Source organism: Bacteroidales bacterium (assembly GCA_016707785.1).
In the GTDB taxonomy this organism is placed as follows: Bacteria; Bacteroidota; Bacteroidia; order Bacteroidales; family UBA4417; genus UBA4417.
Map to the genome: position 1 here is coordinate 25,787 of JADJGZ010000055.1, position 21,061 is coordinate 46,847.

The window sequence follows — 21,061 nt, forward strand, 5'->3', positions numbered from 1 at the left end:
CTGTGCACTCAGCACTCGGCACTCAGCACTCAGCACAGACTAAAAATGGAGCTTATGATAATCGAAAGTCTTATTGTCCCTGTAGCTATGCACCTTGGCAGCAATTACAAGGAAAATTTTCAGGTCATTGGCTTCAAACCAGGCGATGGCATCAGGTTTACGATTGCAGGCATCAGCAAGCATAGCAAGGAGTTTGAAGTCATTCCTCACTAACCAGATATAAGCTTCTACCTTACCATCAATAGCCTGGTCCAGGGCGGCCAATTCCGGGTATCCACTCTTCATCAACCAGCCCATGGCCTGGTCACTTCCACAAATTGCACTTGACAGGGCCGCCAGCTCGGGATACCCATTACTAAGCAACCACTGATGTATTTCAGTATTGCCACTAAGAGTCTCAGCAAATGCAATCAGGATTTTTGGAGGATAATCCAACATAGCAGCTAATTTGAAGAATAAAGTTACAACATTCCCGGGCAATTTCTAACGTCTTTCCAGGATAATGTATTGCTCAAATCTGGTACAATTGTATCGTAAAAGTTCATCTTTAAAACACCTCAGCCTTTATTCCAATGGCCTCAACCCTGGCAGCTATTGAACTCAGTTGATCTGTACTGATCTTTTCCAGATTGGCAAATGGAGTCAGCCGATCGATAGGGTATAGCATTACCAATTTAGGCTGTATCCTTTCCAGATGGCTTAGCCATGCATCAACCTCGTGAGGAAGGGTGTTGTCAATTAAATTATTGGAAACAATGCCTTTCAGGAAGAGGGATTGGATTGTAAGATTGCCATTGAATATCATCAACTGATCTACAACCTCTTGTAGGGTAATAGGACTCATCGGTCGGTTAATCAGCTGGAACATAGCATCTGTACCGGCATCGAGTTTCAGTACATTATTATCGATCTTCAGCAGCGATTCTCGGATATGTGCCCTCTTCAAAAGGGTGGCATTGGATAATACTGTAATCTTTGCATCTGGAATCAATTGGTTGCGCAGAAGGATAACTTCATCAATGATTTGTGGAAACTCGGGATGCATTGTGGGCTCACCATTCCCGGCAAAAGTAATGGAGTCAGGTTCAAGCGGAGTTCCTTTCAGATCTTTTAAGCGTTGCTCAAGTGCCGAAAGAATCTGATTCTTTTTAAACAATTCCGGCTTTACCCCTTTCATTTTAGCTGTCAGGCCACATTCACAATATACACAATCAAATGAACAAAACTTCGATTCAAGAGGTAAGAGATTAATCCCCAGTGAAATACCAAACCGACGGCTTTTAATCGGACCAAAAATAATCTCATCGAATAGCATACCTCTCAAATTTCAGATTTCAGACAAAATTACAGATTCGTTCAATTGATTTGAGGATCAGATCATGTGATTTATTGACCCAATTTAGTCGGATGGATACGATGACTCACATCTGGATTAAAAAATGATTATTTTTGAAAAGTAAAATATCCTGAATGATCACCCTTGACCAGATAAAAGCCCCGATTGCCTCTCATATAGACGAATTCGAAAAGCATTTCCGTAGTTCGATGAAAAGCCCGGTACCCTTACTGGATACCATTACCCGTTATATAATCAAAAGGAAAGGCAAACAAATGAGGCCAATGTTTGTATTCCTTTCAGCAAAGGTGTGCGGAGAAGTGGGTGAAAGCACCTTCCGAGCTGCATCCCTTATCGAACTGTTACATACTGCAACACTTATACATGATGATGTAGTTGATGACTCAAATGAGCGAAGAGGGTTTTTCTCGCTCAATGCCCTCTGGAAAAATAAAATCGCAGTTCTCGTTGGCGATTTTCTCCTCTCAAAAGGTTTATTACTTGCACTGGAACACGATGAAGTACAGCTACTTAAAATTGTTTCCAATGCTACAAAGGAGATGAGTGAAGGGGAATTGCTTCAAATCGAAAAAGCCAGGCATCTCGATATAGAAGAATCCATTTACTTTGAGATCATCCGTAAGAAAACAGCGTCTTTAATTGCCTCCTGCTGCGCCAGTGGTGCCAAATCAGTTGGCGCTTCCGACGAGGTTGTCAGAAAAATGTATCAATTTGGACAGGATGTTGGAATAGCATTCCAGATCAAGGACGACCTTTTCGATTACGAGAAAAACCTCAACACCGGCAAGCCCAGTGGAATTGATATCAAAGAGAAGAAAATGACCCTTCCCCTGATCTATATGCTCAATAATTCGAGCTGGTCCGAAAAGAGAAGAGCCATCAATATTGTGAAAAATCATAACAATGACCCGGAAAAAGTAGCAGAACTTATCAGGAAGGTGAACGAAAGCAAGGGAATTGATTATGCCATTCAAAAAATGAAAGAATATCAGAGCAAGGCTTTCGAACTTTTATATACCTTCCCTGAAAGTCCATCACGTTGTTCCCTCGAACAATTAGTGATGTTTACCACCGAACGAAAACACTAAATACTGAAGTTATCCGTTAATGTTTCCGTACCTTTTATCCTGAATCAGCACGCAATTGTTCTTTATTCCAAGCCAGTATCAATGAATTTCAGAATCTTTTTCTCCCTGTTTCTAATGGCCTGTATGAGTGTTTCTTACGGTCAGCAAAGTACTGAAAGGCACGCCAATGGGAACAAAAAAGCTGAAGGGATGCTAAAGGATAGCCTTAGGGAAGGCTTATGGTATGGATTTGACGAAAACGGCTTTAAGAATGATGAAACTTTTTATATAAAGGGCATAAAAGAAGGCAAAACCATTCGTTTTCACAGCAATGGAAAGAAGGAGTTTGAAGGTACCTATAAAGTTGGCAAATTAAATGGTACAGTCCAGGGTTGGAATGCTGATGGTGGAATCGATATGAAGGGCCGAATAAAAGATGATCTCCAGGATAGTACATGGTGTTTTTATCATCCCAATGGAAATTTAGGAAGCACTGGTCCGTTTATAGAAGGAAAACAACAAGGCCTATGGTCATATTTCTATGACACAGGAGAACGCTGGAAAACGGGGATGCTCCGGGATGGTAAAAAAAATGAACAATGGTCTTTCTTTTATAATGATGGCAAAATTCACCATACAGGCGAATATATCAGCGACAAGGAACATGGAATTTGGGTGAGCTGGTTTCAAAATGGACAGGTTAAAGACTCCGGAAATTATGATACCGGGAAAATGGTTAATACCTGGAAAGCCTGGTTCGAAAATGGCAGAAAACAATATATTGCCCATTATTCAGATGGCAAAAAACATGGGACATATCAAGCCTGGTATGAGAATGGAAAAAGAAAATCTGAAGGCTCTTTTACCAATGATCTGAAAAATGGACGCTGGACTGAATGGTATGATAACGGGCAAATCAGTGAAACAGGAACTTACGTAGCTGGAGAACGGGAAGGGAGTTGGGCATATTTTGATCCGGATGGAGTGAAAATCCGGGAAGAGAGTTTCCGTAAAGGACGGCAACATGGAAGATGGGTTTCATATTATGCCAATGGCAGCGAACAGGGAGAAGGCTCTTATATCGATCAGAAAAAAGAAGGTATCTGGCAATATTGGGATGTAAATGGGAAGCTGATCTACCGAGCTGAATTCAAAAATGGAGAAAAAATTAAGGAAAAGAAATACGACACTGATAGGAAATAATCTCTACGCTTAGTCCTGCTGAGGACTATTTATCCTGTTTATTCACTTTTCCCTTAAACAATGAAGAGATTATTGTTCCTCCTGTCCATTTCGTGCTTTGTCTGCACTCCTTTATTCTCACTGGCTCAGAATTCACATCCGGAAAATGTCAGTCCGCAGGCCTGTCTTACCACTACTGAGCAGTATCTTGCCAAAATGATCAATGCATATCGTGTAAGTGAGGGTTTGCCGGCACTCCCATATTCCTATTCATTAAGCTTGGTTGCAGGTATTCATTGCCAGGATCTGTATGAATCCTATACACATTCAGGAAGATGTAATTTACATAGCTGGTCAGATAAGGGTTCCTGGACTTCATGCTGTTATACCGATGACCATAAAAAGGCTGAATGTATATGGAATAAACCCAGGGAGTTAACCTCCTATCAGGGGGATGGATTCGAAATTGCATATTATACAACAAGAGCCCTTGAAGATCCGAAAGAATATGCAAGTGATATCCTCGAAAGTTGGAAGGGCAGCCCGGGCCATGATGCTGTGATTATTAATAAGGGAATTTGGAAATCAGTGGAATGGAATGCAATGGGAATAGGGATTGTAGATGGATATGCAACGGTTTGGTTCGGAAAATTGGCAGATCCGGCCGGAGTTCCCGATCTTTGTGAAGATAATTAATTCAAAATGAATCTGTTTATGAAATACCTGGCAACTGTCCTTCTATTTTTCATCATCATACAATCGTCTGTAGCACAAAGATTTACAGGTGGGATTACCGCCGGTTTAACTGCCACCCAGGTGGATGGAGATACCTATAAAGGATACAACAAAGCCGGGCTAACTGTAGGAGGCTGGGTGAATATCTCCTTGAGTGATCATTCAGCATTTCATACCGGAATCAACTATATTCAAAAAGGGAGCCGTCACAATCCGGATTATGATAAAGGTGACCTTGATAAATTGATCATCCGGCTTGGTTATGTTGAGATGCCGTTGCTTTACCAGTATAAGCTGAAAAGTGGATTCTTCCTGGAAGCAGGTACATCAATAGGGGTCCTGCTGCACAGCTATGCAGAATTCAATCTTTTAGAACAGCCTAATAATCCTTTCAGATTGATGGATGTCTCATTCCAGGCAGGGATTGGCTATAAGCTGAATGATCGCTGGAAAGCCGGTATCAGAAGTGGAAATTCAATGGCTTCCATAAGAAAGGAAAGGGTTGATGGTGATCGCAGGCGGCTTTTTGGTTATGGACAGTATAATAGTGTTTTAGCTATTGAACTGGCATATTCTCTCTAACAATTCTGCGTTCTTCATGTTAATTAATTATAAGGCTAATCCCATAGAGAATGTTGAAATCAGAAAAGCATAAAATTGTAATTGGTGTCACCGGCGCCAGTGGAGCGATTTATGCAAAGGTTCTTTTTGACAGGATTGCCCGGCTTCAGGAACAGGTAGAGACTGTTGGAGTGCTGTTTAGTAAGAATGCCAGGGATGTTTGGACCTATGAATTGGAGAATAAGGATTTTGAGCATCTGCCTTTCAGGGTTTATGAACCGATGGATTTTCATGCTCCTTTTGCTTCAGGATCAGCAGGTTTTGATGCAATGATAATATGTCCGTGCAGTGTTGGAACCCTGGGTCGTATTGCTTCCGGCATATCCAACGACCTGATGACCCGGGCGGCCGATGTAATGCTGAAAGAAAGGCAAAAGCTCATCCTTGTGGTTCGCGAATCGCCCTACAACCTTATTCATATTAACAATATGAGAACTGTAACGGAAGCCGGAGGGATTATTTGTCCAGCCACACCCTCCTTTTATAGCAGGCCCAATACCTTCGAGGAACTTGCTGCAACCGTTGTCGACAGGGCTCTTGTCCTGGCCGGACTCAGGATTGATTCCTTTCGTTGGGGACAGAATGATCGGATGTGATCTTCCGAAATTATAGCATGCCCATTACATTGGCATCTTACTGCGATCAATTTTCTCCGGGGGAAGTAAATTCTTTTCTGTCAGCACCTGGTAAATCTGTCGAAAAACCAGGATTTGAGAAGGCAGTAAGTCAGTTAGTTCAATCATCAGGGGTTGTTGTCCTTCATCGTTTTTCCTGATTTTCAGACGATAAACATTAACTTTCTTGATTCTACGGCCCATCCTGTGGACTTCCAGTGTTTCTTCCATTTCGATCAGATCGATTTCACTAAAAGGGATGATTTCTTCATGTCTGCTCTCTGCTTGGATCAAAGGAAAAAAAACACCCGCTCCATGTGAATAAATCCTCAGGCCGGCAATATAATCAACCCCGAATTTCCTGACGAACCAACTGACCGAAAGGAATAAAAGCATGGGAAATATCAGAATTATGATTGTCCAGGTACCTAAAACACCTTTCAAACCTGCAAATAGAATAAATATGCCTAACAAAAGGGCAAAAATTGCAGAGATCCGGCCTAACCAAAGTTGTGCGTTCCTGCTTTTTGGAGAAGGTAAAATCTCAAGGATAAGTTCATTCATAACCAAAAGATTGGGTTATTAAATCTAACCCATTAAAAATTAATAAGATAGTTCAACCTTATCGTCAAATTTCTACCAGTCCACCTGCCGTCTTCTAATTGGCATGGTCATGCAACGGCAACCACCCCCTCCCCTGGAAAGCTCGGCTCCATCGATGGTTACAATATACTTATTATAATTTCCGGGGTCAACTTTCCCATGGATCACATCATTGGCTTTCAGTACCTCATATCCATGCTGATTCAACTCTTCAATGGTATGTATATTTCGTCCATAACCAACGATCTTTCCCGGTCCAACAGCGAAGAAATTAGCCCCGCTATGCCATTGTTCCCTTTCCTGGTTCACGATATCTTTCCTTCCACCGCAATACAATAACTCCAGATCCATCCCCAATTCACGCAGGATAGATGGAATATTTTCCACTTCGCGAATGGATTTTACCTTTCCATTATGAATACTGATATGAATGGTAAGGTATCGTGATGGATGCATCACCAGGGGTTCATAGATCATGCACTGGTTTCGGTCAAGAAATGTAAAAACCATATCCAGGTGGATAAACGACTCAGGATTATGTGGCAACTCCTGGACAATGATATGCCTGGTAACATTCTTTTTCCGATAATATTCAATAATGAAATCTATACCTTTCGAAGTAGTCCTCGGCCCAGTACCAATCAGTAAAATGTCTTCCCTGGCCACCAGGAAATCTCCGCCTTCGAAACTGAACTCCTTACAGAAATGCTTACTTTCTTCCGGATGAATGGTTTTAGCCTGGAAAAGCGGATGCATGGTAAATATTGAATCCATGATCAGTGACTCCCTTTCCCTGATACGACTTGCCATCCTGCTGATCAAAACCTTGTCAAGGATCGCAACTGAAGCATCCCTTGTAAAAAAGAAGTTATGTAAAGGTTCCAGGGAATAACGGTCTTTCGATAGAAACCGGGTAAGATTGTCCTTCTTCATTTCAATACCTTCAATCAGAACAGTGGCCAGTTTCTCCGACTTGAACACCATCAGTTCCTCCTGAAGGAAAACTCCCTGTCGTTCCTGATCACAAATCCGCTTTATGATGGTTTCTTTATTCCTATCATTTTTCAGGATGTCGATGAGTAAATCTTTTACCTGCAATGTTTTGGTGACTTTCGAAAGGAATCCTTTGAACTGGTTATATTCCTTTAGTGCCACTGAAAGATTAAGGATATCACTGTACAATGCCTTCTGGGCACTGGCAGGAGTCATATTTTCAACTTCCGGACCCGGAGTATGAAGAATGACAGCCTCCAGTTCGCCAATTTCTGAGCGGATATCAACGGTGTAATTAGAAGGTTTCGATGTCATGGAAAAAACGAATTGAAAGATGTTATTTCATGGGATAAAAATCCCTGAAACTGGTTGATTCGATATGCATCCTCAGCCTAAACTGAATTGTGGTTATTAAAACAATAAATTATGAAGCAGGAGTGAATTGCCGAATCATTGGATGAATCACTCCTTTTCCGTTTCATTATCAAGGAACTCAATATTTCTTTTCAAGCCCTCAAATTTAGCTCTTTTCATTGGAGATAATTTGAAGTATTTATTAAACCGCTCTTTATCAATGCTTTTCAAACCATTCCTACTTAATTCCCTTAGCTCTTCTTTCATTTCAAAGGCAGGTTCTGTATGCCCTGTTGCATATCGGTTCCAGGGACAAACCTGCTGGCAGATATCACATCCGAATACCCATTGATCATATAAACCCTTAAATGATGAGGGAATTTCTCCTTTATTCTCGATGGTGAGATAGGAAATGCATCTTCCTGCATCAATAATTTTTGGCGATGTGATAGCATTTGTCGGACAAGCATCTATACACCGGCTGCAGTCGCCACAATAATCACCCCCGAAAGCTTTATCGGTTTCAAGCTTAATATCAGTTATAATTTCAGCAATGAAGTAATACGACCCATTTCTTCTTGAAATCAGCATGCTGTTTTTCCCTATCCATCCAAGTCCTGCCCTTGTAGCCCATGCCCTTTCGAGTACAGGCGCCGAATCAACAAATGCCCGGCTGAATGATCCCGGGACAAGCAGGTTCAATTCTTCAATAACCTGGTTAAGTTTTCTGCGTAAAACTGTATGATAATCTTCACCATAGGCATACCTTGAAATGAGGTATCCTTCCCCTGCTTCCAGGGATTGATCAGGGTAATAATTGAATAGAAAAACAATAACCGATTGAGATCCTTCAACAAGCAAGGTGGGATCCAGTCGCTTCTCCCTGTGGTTTTGCATATAACCCATACCCGATTGATATCCTTTCTGCAACCAGCTATCAAAAGGTTTTTCAGATTCTTCCAGGAAAGAGGCTGCGGCTATTCCACAGTCGAAAAAGCCAAGCTCCATGGCTAGTTCTTTTATCCTTTTAGTAAGCTGGCTGCCCTCCATGATACAATTTGTTTGGTCTTCAAATGTTCCTTCACAGGCAAAGATACCCCTTAGTTTTGGAGAATGGAAGTTTGTCTATTGCTATTGCGGATTGCGGATTGCGGATTGCGGATTGGCGATTGCGGATTGCGGATTGGCGATTGCGGATAAGTTAATACCGGATTCAGTCACTCACAGCCAAATGCTCCCCTTCTGGACACCCCGGCACGTCGGCACTTTGGCACTCTGGCACCCCGGCACATTGGCACATCAGCACCCGGCACTCAGCACTCAGCACTCGGCACTCAGCACTCAAATTAAAACAACGACCCATTTACAGCTGCACGGGATTTCCCAAGGTGCTTGTATGCCATATCAGTAGCCTCCCTACCTCTTGGTGTGCGCATCAGGTAACCCTCCTGGATAAGGAAAGGCTCATAGACTTCCTCGATTGTCCCGGCATCTTCACCAACAGCTGTAGAAATGGTTGTCAGACCGACAGGCCCTCCTTTGAATTTTTCGATAATAGTAGAGAGGATACGGATATCCATTTCATCGAGACCATTCTTATCAACCTGGAGTGCTGATAAGGCATATTGAGAGATTTCAAGGTCGATTGTGCCATTTCCCTTGATCTGCGCAAAATCGCGCACCCGGCGAAGTAAAAGGTTTGCAATACGTGGTGTTCCCCTGCTTCTGCGGGCTATTTCAAAAGCCGCATCATCCTGAATCGGAACCCTCAGGATTCCGGCAGAACGAATTACAATCTTTTTAAGCGTTTCAGCATCATAATACTGCAGCCTGGAGTTGATACCAAAGCGGGAGCGCAGGGGAGCTGTAAGGAGCCCTGAACGAGTGGTAGCACCAACCAGGGTAAAGGGATTCAGAATGATCTGGACACTTCTTGCATTAGGGCCGGTTTCAATCATAATGTCAATCTTGAAATCTTCCATGGCAGAGTACAGATATTCCTCTACGACAGGGCTTAACCGATGGATCTCATCGATAAATAGCACATCATTTTTTTCAAGATTTGTAAGTAATCCGGCAAGATCACCAGGTTTATCAAGCACCGGTCCGGAAGTTACCTTAACATTCACTCCCAATTCATTGGCAATAATATAGGACAGTGTGGTTTTCCCAAGTCCCGGCGGTCCATGCAAAAGAACATGATCAAGAGGTTCATCCCGTTGACGGGCAGCAGCCACAAATACCCTAAGGTTGCTCAAAACATTAGGTTGACCGGCAAAACTTCCGAAATCCAATGGACGAAGGGCTTTTTCAATTTCCTTTTCCGCGGGAGTTAATCTTTCGCCTGAAGCATCCAGATGTTGATTCAGTGGCATGAGCTTATCATTTTGAACATCTTACAAAAGTAACAATAATGCGTATATAAGAAGTATTGCAAATGGATGGTAATATCCCCCTTCAGGTTCAAGAAATTTTCTAATTTAGCATCACATTTTAATCCTAACTGCCATGAAAGATATCCTGGTAGCCATTGATTTCTCGAAAGGATCAGTGCATGCTCTTGAATATGCCATTGAATTGGCCAATGTTGCCCAAAGTAACATCACCCTGGTATGGATTGATGTTCAAGCGGCAAATGAAACACAAGGCAGTCCGGAATCCGGAGAATTTCGTGATGAATCAAAAAAGAACCTGGAGGAGTTAGTCCATACCTATAAAGGAAAACTCACAGGAGGTAAACTGAATTGCAAAATCCGAAAAGGCAAGGTATACCAGGAATTGGCAGCACAAGCAAAGCAAAATAATAGCAGTCTGTTGATTCTTGGCGCCCATGGTGTTAGCGGTTTTGAAGAATACTGGATCGGAAGCAATGCATCTCGTGTTGTAGCCTATTCCCCTTGCCCTGTTATTACCATTAAATTCAATTTCGATAATTCCAGGGGGATCCGGAAAATTCTGGTCCCTATCGACCACACCCCACAAACCATACAGAAAGCAATTTTTGCTTGCCAGCTGGCAAAGGTTTTTGGCTCCGATATTAACATACTGGCTATCCATACCAGCCGGTTAAAGACGATGCAAAGAGTTGTTGAGAATAATGTCGTAAAAATTGAAAAGTATCTGAATTCGAATAAAATCAATTTCATACTTGATACTGTCCTTTCTGATAATCTTACCTCTACGATCATTGAACATGCAAAGAACCTCGATGTAGATATTGTGGCTATCATGTCAGACTGGCAAAATGAAGCATCCGTAACCATCCTTGGACAATTTGCACAGCAACTTGTTAATTATTCTCCTGTTCCTGTTCTAAGCATACCACAGAAAGAACATTTTATCCTTCAGTAATTTATACTGTCATGCTCCGCTTACTTTCAACCGTTTTTTGCATCTGTCTTTTCTTTTTGAACAGTTTATCTGCTCAGGAAGAATCCAAGTCTGATGGAAAGGTTGAATATGTTCAGGATGCCCGAATTAATGAGTTGAGTGATTATTATAAAAAAGTAAATGAGAAAGATCAATCAGTGGACGGATACAGGGTTCAGATCTTCTTTGATTCCGGTAGCAACAGCAAGAAAAGAGCATCTGATGCCATGGATGAGTTCATTTCAAAATACCCCAATTCAAGGGTTTTCTTATCGTTTAAATCCCCCTATTATCGGGTCAGAGTTGGTAATTTCAGGACCCTTGCAGAAGCTGTAGGATACCAGAAAAAAATTCTTACAGATTACCCCAACGCTTTTCCTGTAAAAGAAAAAATCAGTTTTAAAGAGCTGGAATAAAACTTCTTGACTTAAATTATTTCTTATAATACACAATTATTCAAGTGCAAATGTGTTATATTCCTAGTAAAATAATTTAAAAGGCAATTAGATTATTCTTGCATTTGAAAGGGTTTTTCATTACCTTAGCCAATAAATATCTCCATTTGACGTACGTTCCGGATAACTAACCAATCACTATGAGCAACATAATAGCCGCTATCGACTTTTCCGATTGTTCGATCAATGCTCTCGAACATGCAATTTCTATTGCCAACAAAGGAATCCTTGACGTACATATGATTTGGGTGAATAATCCGAGCGTTACCAAAACAACTATTTACTCTGATAAAGCTTCTGATCTGATTGAAGAGATCAAAAAGCAATTTGGCCAGCTTATTGAAAAATATAAGGATCGTTTACCTGAAACCCAGCTTGATTATGTAATTCGCGAAGGCAAGGTCTATCGTGAAATACTGGATGAAGCCCGCGAAATGGAAAGCCTTTGTATCGTTATGGGCACCCATGGATCATCGGGGTTTGAGCAATTCTGGATTGGAAGCAATGCCAACAGGCTTATCTCTGTAGCTCATTGCCCGGTAATTTCCTTAAGAGCCGGCATCAATGTCAAACATCAGTTGGAAAGAATTGTGCTCCCTATCGACAGCACCATCGACACCAGGCAGAAAGTCCCCTTTACTGCTTACCTGGCTCAACTTTTCGATGCAGAGATTTATGTGGTTTCCGTTTATGCTTCCAAATATAAAGCCATTCAAAGAAGAGTAGATGAATATACCGACCAGGTAGTGAAATACCTTGAAGAAGAAGGTATTCCTTTCCATCGCGACACTCTTCTGGTTGACAATCTTACTACTTCTACAATTGAATATGCCAAGAAAGTACGAGCCAACCTTATCAGTATCATGACCGAACAGGAAACCAGTCCCTTCAACCTCCTGGTTGGCCCCTATGCTCAGCAGATGGTAAACAATTCACCTTTCCCTGTTTTGAGTATTAATCCTCACGAAACGCTTATTATGGCTTCCAGGTAATAATGTCGGATGTCGGATGTCGGATGTGGATGTCGGATGTGGAATGTCGGATGTGGAATGTGGGATGTGGAATGTTTGATGTGGAATGTGGGATGTAGAATGGCGGATGTGGGATGTTGAATGTGGGATGTTGATATGGAAATTATTTTGATACTAAAAATGTTATCCTAAACTAAACTTAGGATCACAATGATGGAAAAGGATTTTTAGGATTTAACTATCAAGTGTCTCGCAGCAGAATTCTTAAGTTACTTTAGAAAAATTGAATATTTCTCTGCCTTACAAGCAGTTATAAAATTTATTTATAAATATTTTATCTCTATCACTTTATTATGAACCGACAGGATGTTCAAAAAAGGGCCTTCAAGATGGCTATTGAAGTCATTAAATTGACTAAACTCTTTCCTAAAAGTCCGGAAAGCAATGTCATTAGTTATCAGATAATCAAATCATCTACCTCAACGGCTGCTAATTACAGAGCCTCAGGAAGAGCAAAATCCGCCAAAGATTTCATCTTTAAGCTAGAAATTGTTGAGGAAGAGTGCGATGAAACTATTTTTTGGCTTGAATTCTCCATTGAGGCTAATCTCATTTCCGTAGACCGTGTAGAACCAATAAAAAAAGAAACTTCCGAGATTCTGGCTATGATAATTTCTTCAATTAAAACAGCAAAACAGAAACTCGGAAGTTAATCTATCCCTTGATCAATAATTCCTATCTTAAGATCAAAGAAACTATAATTATTGTTTCAAAAGTCAAATTGTTTAAGAACCATAAATGATTAGAACCTCTTCAATCAAACATCAGCCATCCGACATTAAACATCCGACATCAAACATCCGACATCAAACATCCGACATCAAACATCCGACATCAAACATCCGACATCAAACATCCGACATCAAACATCCGACATCAAACATCCGACATCAAACATCCGACATCAAACATCCGACATTAATTTTTATCAAGGCAATTTAAGTCTTCAAAAGCCACCTTGAGTCTTGAAACCATCGATTTCTGAGCTTCATTCAGCCATTTGCGGGGATCGTAATACTTTTTGTTAGGTTTATCTTCACCTTCAGGATTACCAATTTGTCCCTGGAGGTATCCTTCATTTTTCTTATAGAAATCAAGGATGCCCTTCCATGTGGCCCACTGAGTATCGGTATCGATATTCATTTTGATAACACCGTAGCTGATGGCTTCGCGGATTTCTTCACGACTGGAGCCTGAACCACCATGAAATACAAAATTCACTGGTTTCTCAGCAGTTCCATATTTCTTAACAATAAACTTCTGAGAATTATCAAGAATGACTGGTTGAAGCTTCACATTACCAGGTTTATAAACACCATGCACATTTCCGAAAGAAGCAGCAATAGTAAATTTATCACTGATTTTCATCAGTTCTTCATATGCAAAGGCCACATCTTCAGGTTGTGTATAAAGCTTGGCTGAATCAACATCACTATTATCTACACCATCTTCTTCTCCACCGGTAACGCCTAATTCAATTTCAAGGGTCATCCCGATTTTACTCATACGAGCCAGGTATTTTTTACAGATCTCAATATTTTCTTCTAATGATTCCTCTGACAGGTCAAGCATATGCGAGCTGAATAAGGGTTTACCAAACTCTTTGAAATGCTTTTCACCAGCATCGAGAAGGCCATCTATCCAGGGTAAGAGTTTTTTAGCTGCATGGTCAGTATGAACAATCACAGGAACACCATACATTTCGGCCATCATATGAATGTGTTTGGCACCTGAAACAGCACCGGCAATAGCTGCTTTTTCCCCCTCATTACTGAGGAATTTTCCTGCATAAAAATGAGCGCCTCCATTGGAGAACTGAATGATCACAGGGGAGTTCGCCTCTTTGGCTGCTTGTAAAACTGCATTCACCGAATCAGTCCCTACCACATTCACAGCAGGAAGTGCAAAATGGTTCTGCTTGGCTATCCTGAATACTTTTTGTACATCGTCACCGGTAACCACACCAGCAGCAATATTATCCAATACCTTGTCTGACATATTGTTATGTTTTTTTTAATGTTTAATTTACAAAGTGCAAAGGTACGTTATTTACAAAATAAACCCTAAAAGTTTAGTTCCTAAAATCATTGTTACGCACTTAATGCACCTTTCATCGATACTTCAATTTAATTCACCAAATTCTATTACTTTTGCAGTCGGAATAGAGGAGCTGAAATTCCAAATAATTTGCTGAATTAAATCTAAAATCTAGCAAAAATTCCCCCCGGGGAAAAAAAAAAAAAAACCGGCCCCGTAGTTCAGCTGAATAGAATGTCAGATTCCGGTTCTGAAGGTCACAGGTTTGAATCCTGTCGGGGTCACTACTCTAAACCTTAAACAGTTGTATATTAATTATATACAACTGTTCTCTTTATCCATCATACCTTTTTACATACCCTTTTTTCCCTCAGCAGATCTTCTTCATACAAGGATTCTCTTATCTCTATATCCTTCATCCGACTATTCATTATTACTGTTTCAACTTTAGATTGGTCTAGTTTTTCAATTGAATGCAAGTTTTAGACCCATTTGGTGGATTCTTCCACCCTATTCAATAATTTTGTTTTAAACCTAACCTGTTTGCCTTATGCAAAGCAATTTAAGCCATACTTCCTGTATTGATATTTTTGATGATTCCCTCTTCGAGGAAACAGGCAAAGCTCTCCTTTTCAGAAACCCAATTGATAAGACTACTCAACCCATACTGAACAGCCAGCATGTAAACCCACAATACTCACTTCAACCTGGTGCTAATTGCTTATTTGATACTACACCTATCGCACAAGGATTTACTGCTTATATTGGACACGATGAAGTTAACCCGGGTTTTAACTCCCTGAAGTCAAATATTCAATCTGGCCGTAAGTACTATACCCAGGATTATTATAGAAACTACACAGCACACCTTCATGCTAAGTTCAAGCAGACAAATGATATGTTACCATGTCCTCTTATCGAAATGGAACTCGAGGTAGCATTTTATCAATTTTTAACTCTAAATGAGATCAAATGCTATAAAGCATCCAAAAAATACTTTACTCAGTGTATTGATGCGCATGATCAAACACTTAAAAATCGGTTACATGAATATTCCCGAGCGTTTTTAACATTGCTTCAATCCAAATTATCCGAGTTGGAAGCTAATACTGATGCTTTAGTAAAGAAAGCAGAATATACCCAGGCTGAACTGAGCGGAATTATTCCTGATGTTAAAAAACATGAACAAAATGAAGAAAGTGGGCAACCTATAAGAGGGATCAGAGCATTAGCAAAATTTCTTGGCGTTGGTGTTAACACCGCACAGAAACTTAAAAACGAACGAATCATCCCTTATTTTCAAAATGGCAGAATTGTATTGTTTGATAGGATCAAGGTTAAAGAAGCCATAGCCGAGTATAATATCAGAAACACAAAAACAATAAACAGTGTTATTCCCAGTGACTTCTAATATTTTCTGTTATCCCACTTTGTCCCTTGCCACCCACTGATCTTACCATTGTTATCGGGACAATGGGTACACCAGTATTCAATTTCTTCAGTTTCCTGAAGAATCTCAATTTCTATAATTCCTTCACACTTTTTCTTCATACACCTCAGTTCAACAAATTCCTCAGTCTTGGGCTTGGTGGCTTCATCAACAATTATAGCAATGAAACAGGCTCTTTCTCGTCCTATTTTGGATATTTTTTGAGCAATATTTCCATCGTCATCGAGGAAATGGGTGAGGTTGGAGATGAACATAAATTACCGGATTATAGAAAAAGGTTAGATATGACTTGTAGAATCAGCTTATAGTTATGAGTTCATTTGTCCCAAAAACCATCATGTTAGTCATGGGATTAGTTAACAATATAACCTTGATGTAAATTCAACAAGAACTTCCGCCATTCCTAAAGTCATCTGCATAATAAAAATTATTCTTGGTTTTTATAAGATTGGCTTATTAAGAACATTATGTACTCCATATCTATCGTATTATCTAAATTTAACTGATAATCTCCATTGCCCCAATGTCCTAATCCACTAACATCTTTAGTTAGATTATTTGGGTCGTTTAACATTCCTTTTTTAAGGTTTATTGTAATATAAATTCCTTTTTGATATAAAACTACATCCACAAATGGTCTCTTTCTTCTAAAACTGATATAATTTCCATTAGGCTTCATTTCAACTTCTCCTAAATTCATGATCCGTTCCTTTAAACTGAAATAAAGTTCGTTCACCCATTCAAGTCTATTCTTTGACCAATTTAATATTGCTTCTTCAGTATATACTTTAATTTCCTTGGAAACCTTTTCTATTACATCATCTTTGCCAACGGTAATTGTGGAAATACTTTCATCTGATGTTGTTTTATGCTGTAACATTCCAATCAAATCATTCTCATATCGCTTAATTTCCCATAATTCAAAAGGAACATCCCTAAAATTAACAGAGTGTTTTTGGTATTCAGTAAACTGAGGCGAGACAAAAATGACTTTGGATTGAGTCCAATCAACATCGCCTCTTTTCAGTATGCCTTCGCAGTTCTCATTGTATTCCAATATGAAGTCTGACTTATTATTCAACAATAATGACATGTATGTATACCCTTGATCTATAACCGAGTAGTTTCTATCCTTTTTATACTCAATAACGATGAAACATTTATTTTCGGGGTCAAAACAAAGTGAATCGATCCGAAAATTCTTTATTCTGAATTCAGATTTTACTAACTGTAAATCGAATAACTCCCTTAAATTCTTTTCAACAACATCCTGTATTTCCTTTTCCAGTTTAAATGGAACAGTAGAAATACCTTTTAATTTTTTATCTTTCGCTGTAAATAATTTCATAGGGTTGCTTTTTAATACATTGAATTTTTAGCTTATTCTGGTTTTTGAAATTTATCATCAATCTTCTGGATCACAATACCCCCCATTCTCGCTTCATCTGCCCAGCATTGAACACTATCGATATAACATTCATGGCTTGGGTAATCTTCTTTCGTATCCACATATGTTGCGCCAAATCCCCCCCACATATCCAAATTGAAAAAAGTCCAGTTTTCTTCCACTAATATCTGAAGCCCTATCGGCACAACCGGTGCAAACATAGCTTGGATACCGACTATATTCTTCCAAAGGAGTTCCACAAATCGGACATTTGTTGCTTGAAAAATCTTTCGATGTAATATTTATCCAGTCTCTTTGTCAAAGCCTCTATGTCATCCTTTCGGGCAAGTTGGTCAATCCATTTTTGGGGAATGGCATCATAACCATAGTAGATTGCAGCGAGTCCCTCCTGCTAACAGCTCCAGTAGTATCTGTATCACCTCCAAGGTTAACTGCCAATAGAACAGCCTCCTCGAAACTTTTCGAATTGATCAGGCACCAGATGCTTGCTTCAAGGGTATCAACGATGTATCCAGAAGATTTTATGTCTTCTAACTTAGCTGATGCTAACGATGGAGTTAATAAATCCATTGGATTCTTCATTTTTTGTACTTCAGAATCTGTAATGATTAGCTTCTGAAATTCGTCCATCGTCTTACCATCAAACAACCTTTTATAGTGAACCAGTTCATCCTTCAGGTCAGGAATGTGGTGCAATTCATTATGAAAATTCAGGGACATGGTCAGTAAAGCATTCCTTGGAGAATCATGCTGAAGTAATTTGGCATACTCCAACAATAATATACATCCCAAGATCGACCTTAGGTGCCGATGGGTTATAGAAGAAACATCAGCTATGATCTTGAAACTTTCATCTGCATCAAGTTTATTGACATGTGCCAGCAATGGCAAAATTCTCATCAGCGAACCATTCCCGTTGGAAGACTCACCTGACTCACCAGCCAATGCTGGTTCGATACCGTTCTTCAAATTTTGGATTGCTTTCTGGGTTGTTATACCTATATCGAAGACCTTACCATGGGGAGTCCAGAACCCTTCATCATACCACTTGACAAAAGAGGAAGCAATATCATTTTGATCATAGCCATTACTAAGGGAGTCAGCCAAACAGAAAGTCAGTGAACTATCATCCGACCATGTACCAGTGGGTTGGTGATGGTTCCATAACCTATCATGCCGGTAATTGGATTGCTGGATAAGTAATCCCTCGACTTGAATTCGACAGGCACGCCCAAAGCATCACCAACAGCAGTGCCAAATAAGATTTCCTTGATGATAGATTTTTTCATAACGGGATAAAACTGGCCTTTAAATATTCAAAACCACATACCAATTGATAGTTTTGTAAATTTATCAAATATTCAAATCCAAAACTAATTAACAATAGTCACTATAATCCATTCTCTTATGAAAATAATACTTAGCCGAAAAGGATTTGATTCAAAATATGGGGGCTTTCCAAGTCCGATTCTACCAAATGAGGAACTGATATCCTTGCCAATACCTGACCAGAAAGATTTGATTTGCTATTCAGAACTTCAATTAAAAGAATATGGGAGTTATTTCGATATTATTAACCAGCTTAAAGGGAAATATCATGACCCTATAAATGGATGGATGGAAATAACAGAGGAAAGCAAATGTCATTTAGACCCAGATATTTATCCAGATATTTATAATCACAAGGAAGGTTGGAGTTCTGCTTTTGGACAAATTGATGCTGCCCAGTCTCATTTGGAAAATCAAGGTATAGTTGACGCAACAGCTAATGATATTTTCCTCTTTTTGGAACCTTCAGGCAGACTGAGATTAGTCATGGAGAACTAAGGTTTGTAAGGAAGGAAAAGAAAAACACATAATTTTTGGATATTTACAGGTCGGGCAGATTTTGAAGGTTACTGATGCTTATAAATGTCTCCCTTGGTTAGAATATCATCCACATACAAATGAGAGATACAGAAAAGCTAAAAATAATACAATATACACGGCAAGAGAAACTCTATCATTCAATAGCAAATGAAGGTGCTGGCGCCTTTTGTACAATAACAAATTGGTTTTAACTGAAACAGGATTTTCCAAAATCCAGATGGGAGTTGAGTGATATTTTTAAGAATGTGAAGATTAGCTGCCACAATCAAAATAACTGGAATCCCAAAGGTTACTTTCAATCAAATCCAATTGGTCAAGAGTTTGTGATTGCTGGTAATGACCAAGTAATGAAATGGGTAACGGATATCTTTTGGTTCTGTTCAAACAAGAGCATATAATCTTTAAACTTTAATACAACGTTCAATCACTTTTTCCTTTTACGGATCACTGCCGACCTTGGTTCAGGAATCAGTTCATAGTCTTCATCATATTTTTAAATGCAATTTCATTTCGTTGAGCCTATATTGGTGATTCTAATCAGTTGCATCCCATTTACCAATCTGTCAAGGCAGTTTTGGCTGGACACCTTTAATTTGTTCCAAGAAATGCTGTTCCTGCCGTGCCTTTGTTTCGTAATTCTCAACTTCCCATTTATTGTTGAAAGATCAATCCCAATTTTGTTTTCACAAGGGTTGTTTCTTCATTTAATGATCGAAAATACAACTTTGATATCTCAACAGCCATTTGCCAACATCCTATTCTTTCCTGTATAGGGTATAACTGTAAAAGTTCGTTGAGCTGTTCACTGAGTTATTGAAAATGATTTTGTTATCATTAATTTGTTTCTGGTACTATCATATTTAAAAAAATAGTTGCGTCAAATCATTAGTGATTAACTTCCAGACAGGAAGAATATTACTCATATCCTTCTTAGATGCATGTTAGATTATAGTGACTCCCAGTAAGTTGTATACTTTTCAGTTCATTAAATTAATGAGCCAGCTTTTCCAGGCTAAATAAACTTAGAAATTGAATCCTTTGATTCGTGATCTCTTCTTTGTTTCACTTTTCTTATGCAGTTATTAGGGTGAACATTCTTAATTCTCTAATTAATTGTGCCTCAACGTCAAGTTGCATCCAGCTATATTATTGGTCGTATTATCAACAAGACTCTATTGGTCTGTAATCTCCCATCATTTTCATCAATGAAACGGGGCTGGGCGTAGCTTTTAGATGCAAATCCAATTATAACTTTGGATTTTAAGTGTATCTTTTTCGCTATTTCTATCAAAAGAGGTGACACAGCAGTAGGATCCCCTTCTATTAATAAGTCAATTTCCCATACCTCTATTCTTGAATCTGAGGGGCTGTATTGTTGATCTTCTTATTTTTGAGGTCATTGCATAATTCATATAAATGCCAACATATTCCCGCCAGGCTATCCCTGAATGAATCTAAATAACTATTCATTTCACTCTACCACCTCACTATTCTATTCATTTTTTTACCTTTGATTTGAATCCCATAAGGCTGTAATGAAGATTACTACTGATATCAATATTTTAGGTGGCTTGCCAGACTTCAATCTGATAAAGCTGTTCATGAGCGATTGTGCAAATTCATTGAATGTTAATGATGGTGGCGGGCATCATTTTTATACGGCTATCAAAACTGAAAAATCAGTACAACGATTTGAACGGGCAATCAGAAGAACACTTCTTCGTTTCAAGAATACTGATGTTGGAAAGTTAATATCATCAGTTTTAGTGGCTGAGTCTATCTCATCCAATACTCTTCTTCTGCTTTTCTGGAATGCATCAGTGAATGATCTGATGAACTATTTGAATGAAAAGGTATATCTACCCGCTTTTTTATAGTGGAAGAATCACCATTAAGCAAACAGAAGTTATTGCCTG

22 protein-coding genes, 1 tRNA gene and 2 pseudogenes are annotated in these 21,061 nt (G+C 39.4%); 14 read left to right on the top strand and 11 right to left on the bottom strand.

From position 1 onward, the window contains the following. Positions 1–39 precede the first annotated feature (39 nt). Together IPH84_18450 and IPH84_18455 are read right to left on the bottom strand one after the other, a co-directional pair. Positions 40–438 (bottom strand): hypothetical protein, encoded by a 399-nt coding sequence (locus IPH84_18450; protein ID MBK7175149.1) that lies wholly within the window; start codon positions 436–438, stop codon positions 40–42. Between the two features lie 109 nt (positions 439–547). After that, positions 548–1,315 (bottom strand): radical SAM protein, encoded by a 768-nt coding sequence (locus IPH84_18455; GenBank protein ID MBK7175150.1) that lies wholly within the window; start codon positions 1,313–1,315, stop codon positions 548–550. A 155-nt stretch (positions 1,316–1,470) separates the two neighbouring features. Here IPH84_18455 and IPH84_18460 point away from each other — a divergent pair, with 155 nt between their 5' ends. The 5 genes from IPH84_18460 (at position 1,471) to IPH84_18480 (ending at position 5,558) form a co-directional block, all read left to right on the top strand. Beyond that, a complete protein-coding gene (locus IPH84_18460; GenBank protein ID MBK7175151.1) occupies positions 1,471–2,445 on the top strand; it encodes a polyprenyl synthetase family protein in 975 nt (324 codons plus the stop codon). Between the two features lie 81 nt (positions 2,446–2,526). Continuing rightward, positions 2,527–3,627: a hypothetical protein gene (locus tag IPH84_18465; protein ID MBK7175152.1), complete on the top strand. Its 1,101-nt coding sequence runs from the start codon at positions 2,527–2,529 to the stop codon at positions 3,625–3,627. 60 nt (positions 3,628–3,687) lie between these two features. After that, positions 3,688–4,302, top strand: coding sequence for a CAP domain-containing protein (locus IPH84_18470; protein ID MBK7175153.1), 615 nt, complete (start codon positions 3,688–3,690; stop codon positions 4,300–4,302). 18 nt (positions 4,303–4,320) lie between these two features. After that, positions 4,321–4,923, top strand: a complete 603-nt coding sequence (locus tag IPH84_18475; protein ID MBK7175154.1) for a PorT family protein — start codon at positions 4,321–4,323, stop codon at positions 4,921–4,923. Between the two features lie 50 nt (positions 4,924–4,973). Beyond that, a complete protein-coding gene (locus IPH84_18480) occupies positions 4,974–5,558 on the top strand; it encodes a UbiX family flavin prenyltransferase (GenBank protein ID MBK7175155.1) in 585 nt (194 codons plus the stop codon). A 24-nt stretch (positions 5,559–5,582) separates the two neighbouring features. Here the strand turns inward: IPH84_18480 and IPH84_18485 are convergent, their stop codons facing one another. From IPH84_18485 to ruvB, 4 genes are all read right to left on the bottom strand, one after another. Then, positions 5,583–6,140 (bottom strand): hypothetical protein, encoded by a 558-nt coding sequence (locus IPH84_18485; GenBank protein MBK7175156.1) that lies wholly within the window; start codon positions 6,138–6,140, stop codon positions 5,583–5,585. Positions 6,141–6,212: 72 nt separating this feature from the next. Next, positions 6,213–7,487 (bottom strand): arginine deiminase, encoded by a 1,275-nt coding sequence (locus IPH84_18490; protein MBK7175157.1) that lies wholly within the window; start codon positions 7,485–7,487, stop codon positions 6,213–6,215. 147 nt (positions 7,488–7,634) lie between these two features. After that, positions 7,635–8,576: a tRNA epoxyqueuosine(34) reductase QueG gene (gene queG, locus IPH84_18495; protein MBK7175158.1), complete on the bottom strand. Its 942-nt coding sequence runs from the start codon at positions 8,574–8,576 to the stop codon at positions 7,635–7,637. A 296-nt stretch (positions 8,577–8,872) separates the two neighbouring features. After that, the gene (ruvB, locus tag IPH84_18500; GenBank protein MBK7175159.1) at positions 8,873–9,895 is read right to left on the bottom strand and encodes a Holliday junction branch migration DNA helicase RuvB; all 1,023 of its coding nucleotides are present in this window, start codon (positions 9,893–9,895) and stop codon (positions 8,873–8,875) included. A 139-nt stretch (positions 9,896–10,034) separates the two neighbouring features. Between ruvB and IPH84_18505 the strand changes: the two genes are divergently transcribed. The 4 genes from IPH84_18505 (at position 10,035) to IPH84_18520 (ending at position 13,034) form a co-directional block, all read left to right on the top strand. Then, on the top strand, positions 10,035–10,877 hold the full coding sequence (locus IPH84_18505; protein ID MBK7175160.1) for a universal stress protein: 843 nt from the start codon (positions 10,035–10,037) through the stop codon (positions 10,875–10,877). 11 nt (positions 10,878–10,888) lie between these two features. Next, entirely contained in the window at positions 10,889–11,311 is a 423-nt protein-coding gene (locus IPH84_18510) for an SPOR domain-containing protein (protein ID MBK7175161.1), read from the top strand. Between the two features lie 179 nt (positions 11,312–11,490). Continuing rightward, positions 11,491–12,342 carry a universal stress protein gene (locus IPH84_18515; protein MBK7175162.1) on the top strand — a complete coding sequence of 284 codons (852 nt, stop codon included), beginning with the start codon at positions 11,491–11,493 and terminating at the stop codon, positions 12,340–12,342. Positions 12,343–12,674: 332 nt separating this feature from the next. Next, the gene (locus tag IPH84_18520) at positions 12,675–13,034 is read left to right on the top strand and encodes a four helix bundle protein (GenBank protein ID MBK7175163.1); all 360 of its coding nucleotides are present in this window, start codon (positions 12,675–12,677) and stop codon (positions 13,032–13,034) included. A gap of 265 nt (positions 13,035–13,299) precedes the next feature. Here the strand turns inward: IPH84_18520 and fbaA are convergent, their stop codons facing one another. Beyond that, positions 13,300–14,379 carry a class II fructose-bisphosphate aldolase gene (fbaA, locus tag IPH84_18525; GenBank protein ID MBK7175164.1) on the bottom strand — a complete coding sequence of 360 codons (1,080 nt, stop codon included), beginning with the start codon at positions 14,377–14,379 and terminating at the stop codon, positions 13,300–13,302. Between the two features lie 249 nt (positions 14,380–14,628). On the opposite strand from fbaA, the gene IPH84_18530 reads away from it, so the two are divergent. Then, positions 14,629–14,702, top strand: a tRNA-Arg gene (locus IPH84_18530). Between the two features lie 266 nt (positions 14,703–14,968). After that, a complete protein-coding gene (locus IPH84_18535; GenBank protein MBK7175165.1) occupies positions 14,969–15,829 on the top strand; it encodes a DUF3853 family protein in 861 nt (286 codons plus the stop codon). Here the strand turns inward: IPH84_18535 and IPH84_18540 are convergent. From IPH84_18540 to IPH84_18555, 4 genes and pseudogenes are all read right to left on the bottom strand, one after another. Continuing rightward, the gene (locus IPH84_18540) at positions 15,826–16,122 is read right to left on the bottom strand and encodes a hypothetical protein (protein ID MBK7175166.1); all 297 of its coding nucleotides are present in this window, start codon (positions 16,120–16,122) and stop codon (positions 15,826–15,828) included. The genes IPH84_18535 and IPH84_18540 overlap by 4 nt on opposite strands. 173 nt (positions 16,123–16,295) lie before the next feature. Continuing rightward, a complete protein-coding gene (locus IPH84_18545; protein MBK7175167.1) occupies positions 16,296–17,216 on the bottom strand; it encodes a hypothetical protein in 921 nt (306 codons plus the stop codon). Between the two features lie 32 nt (positions 17,217–17,248). Then, positions 17,249–17,561 (bottom strand): annotated as a pseudogene (locus IPH84_18550) (hypothetical protein). Then, positions 17,491–18,565: pseudogene (locus tag IPH84_18555) on the bottom strand (ADP-ribosylglycohydrolase family protein). Before IPH84_18555 ends, IPH84_18550 begins: the two co-directional pseudogenes overlap by 71 nt. Positions 18,566–18,683: 118 nt before the next feature. On the opposite strand from IPH84_18555, the gene IPH84_18560 reads away from it, so the two are divergent. The 3 genes from IPH84_18560 to IPH84_18570 all read left to right on the top strand — a co-directional run bounded on the left by IPH84_18560 (position 18,684) and on the right by IPH84_18570 (position 21,022). After that, a complete protein-coding gene (locus tag IPH84_18560; protein MBK7175168.1) occupies positions 18,684–19,103 on the top strand; it encodes a hypothetical protein in 420 nt (139 codons plus the stop codon). Positions 19,104–19,131: 28 nt separating this feature from the next. After that, positions 19,132–19,296 carry a hypothetical protein gene (locus tag IPH84_18565; protein MBK7175169.1) on the top strand — a complete coding sequence of 55 codons (165 nt, stop codon included), beginning with the start codon at positions 19,132–19,134 and terminating at the stop codon, positions 19,294–19,296. Between the two features lie 1,384 nt (positions 19,297–20,680). Next, positions 20,681–21,022 (top strand): hypothetical protein, encoded by a 342-nt coding sequence (locus IPH84_18570; protein ID MBK7175170.1) that lies wholly within the window; start codon positions 20,681–20,683, stop codon positions 21,020–21,022. Positions 21,023–21,061: the final 39 nt, after the last annotated feature.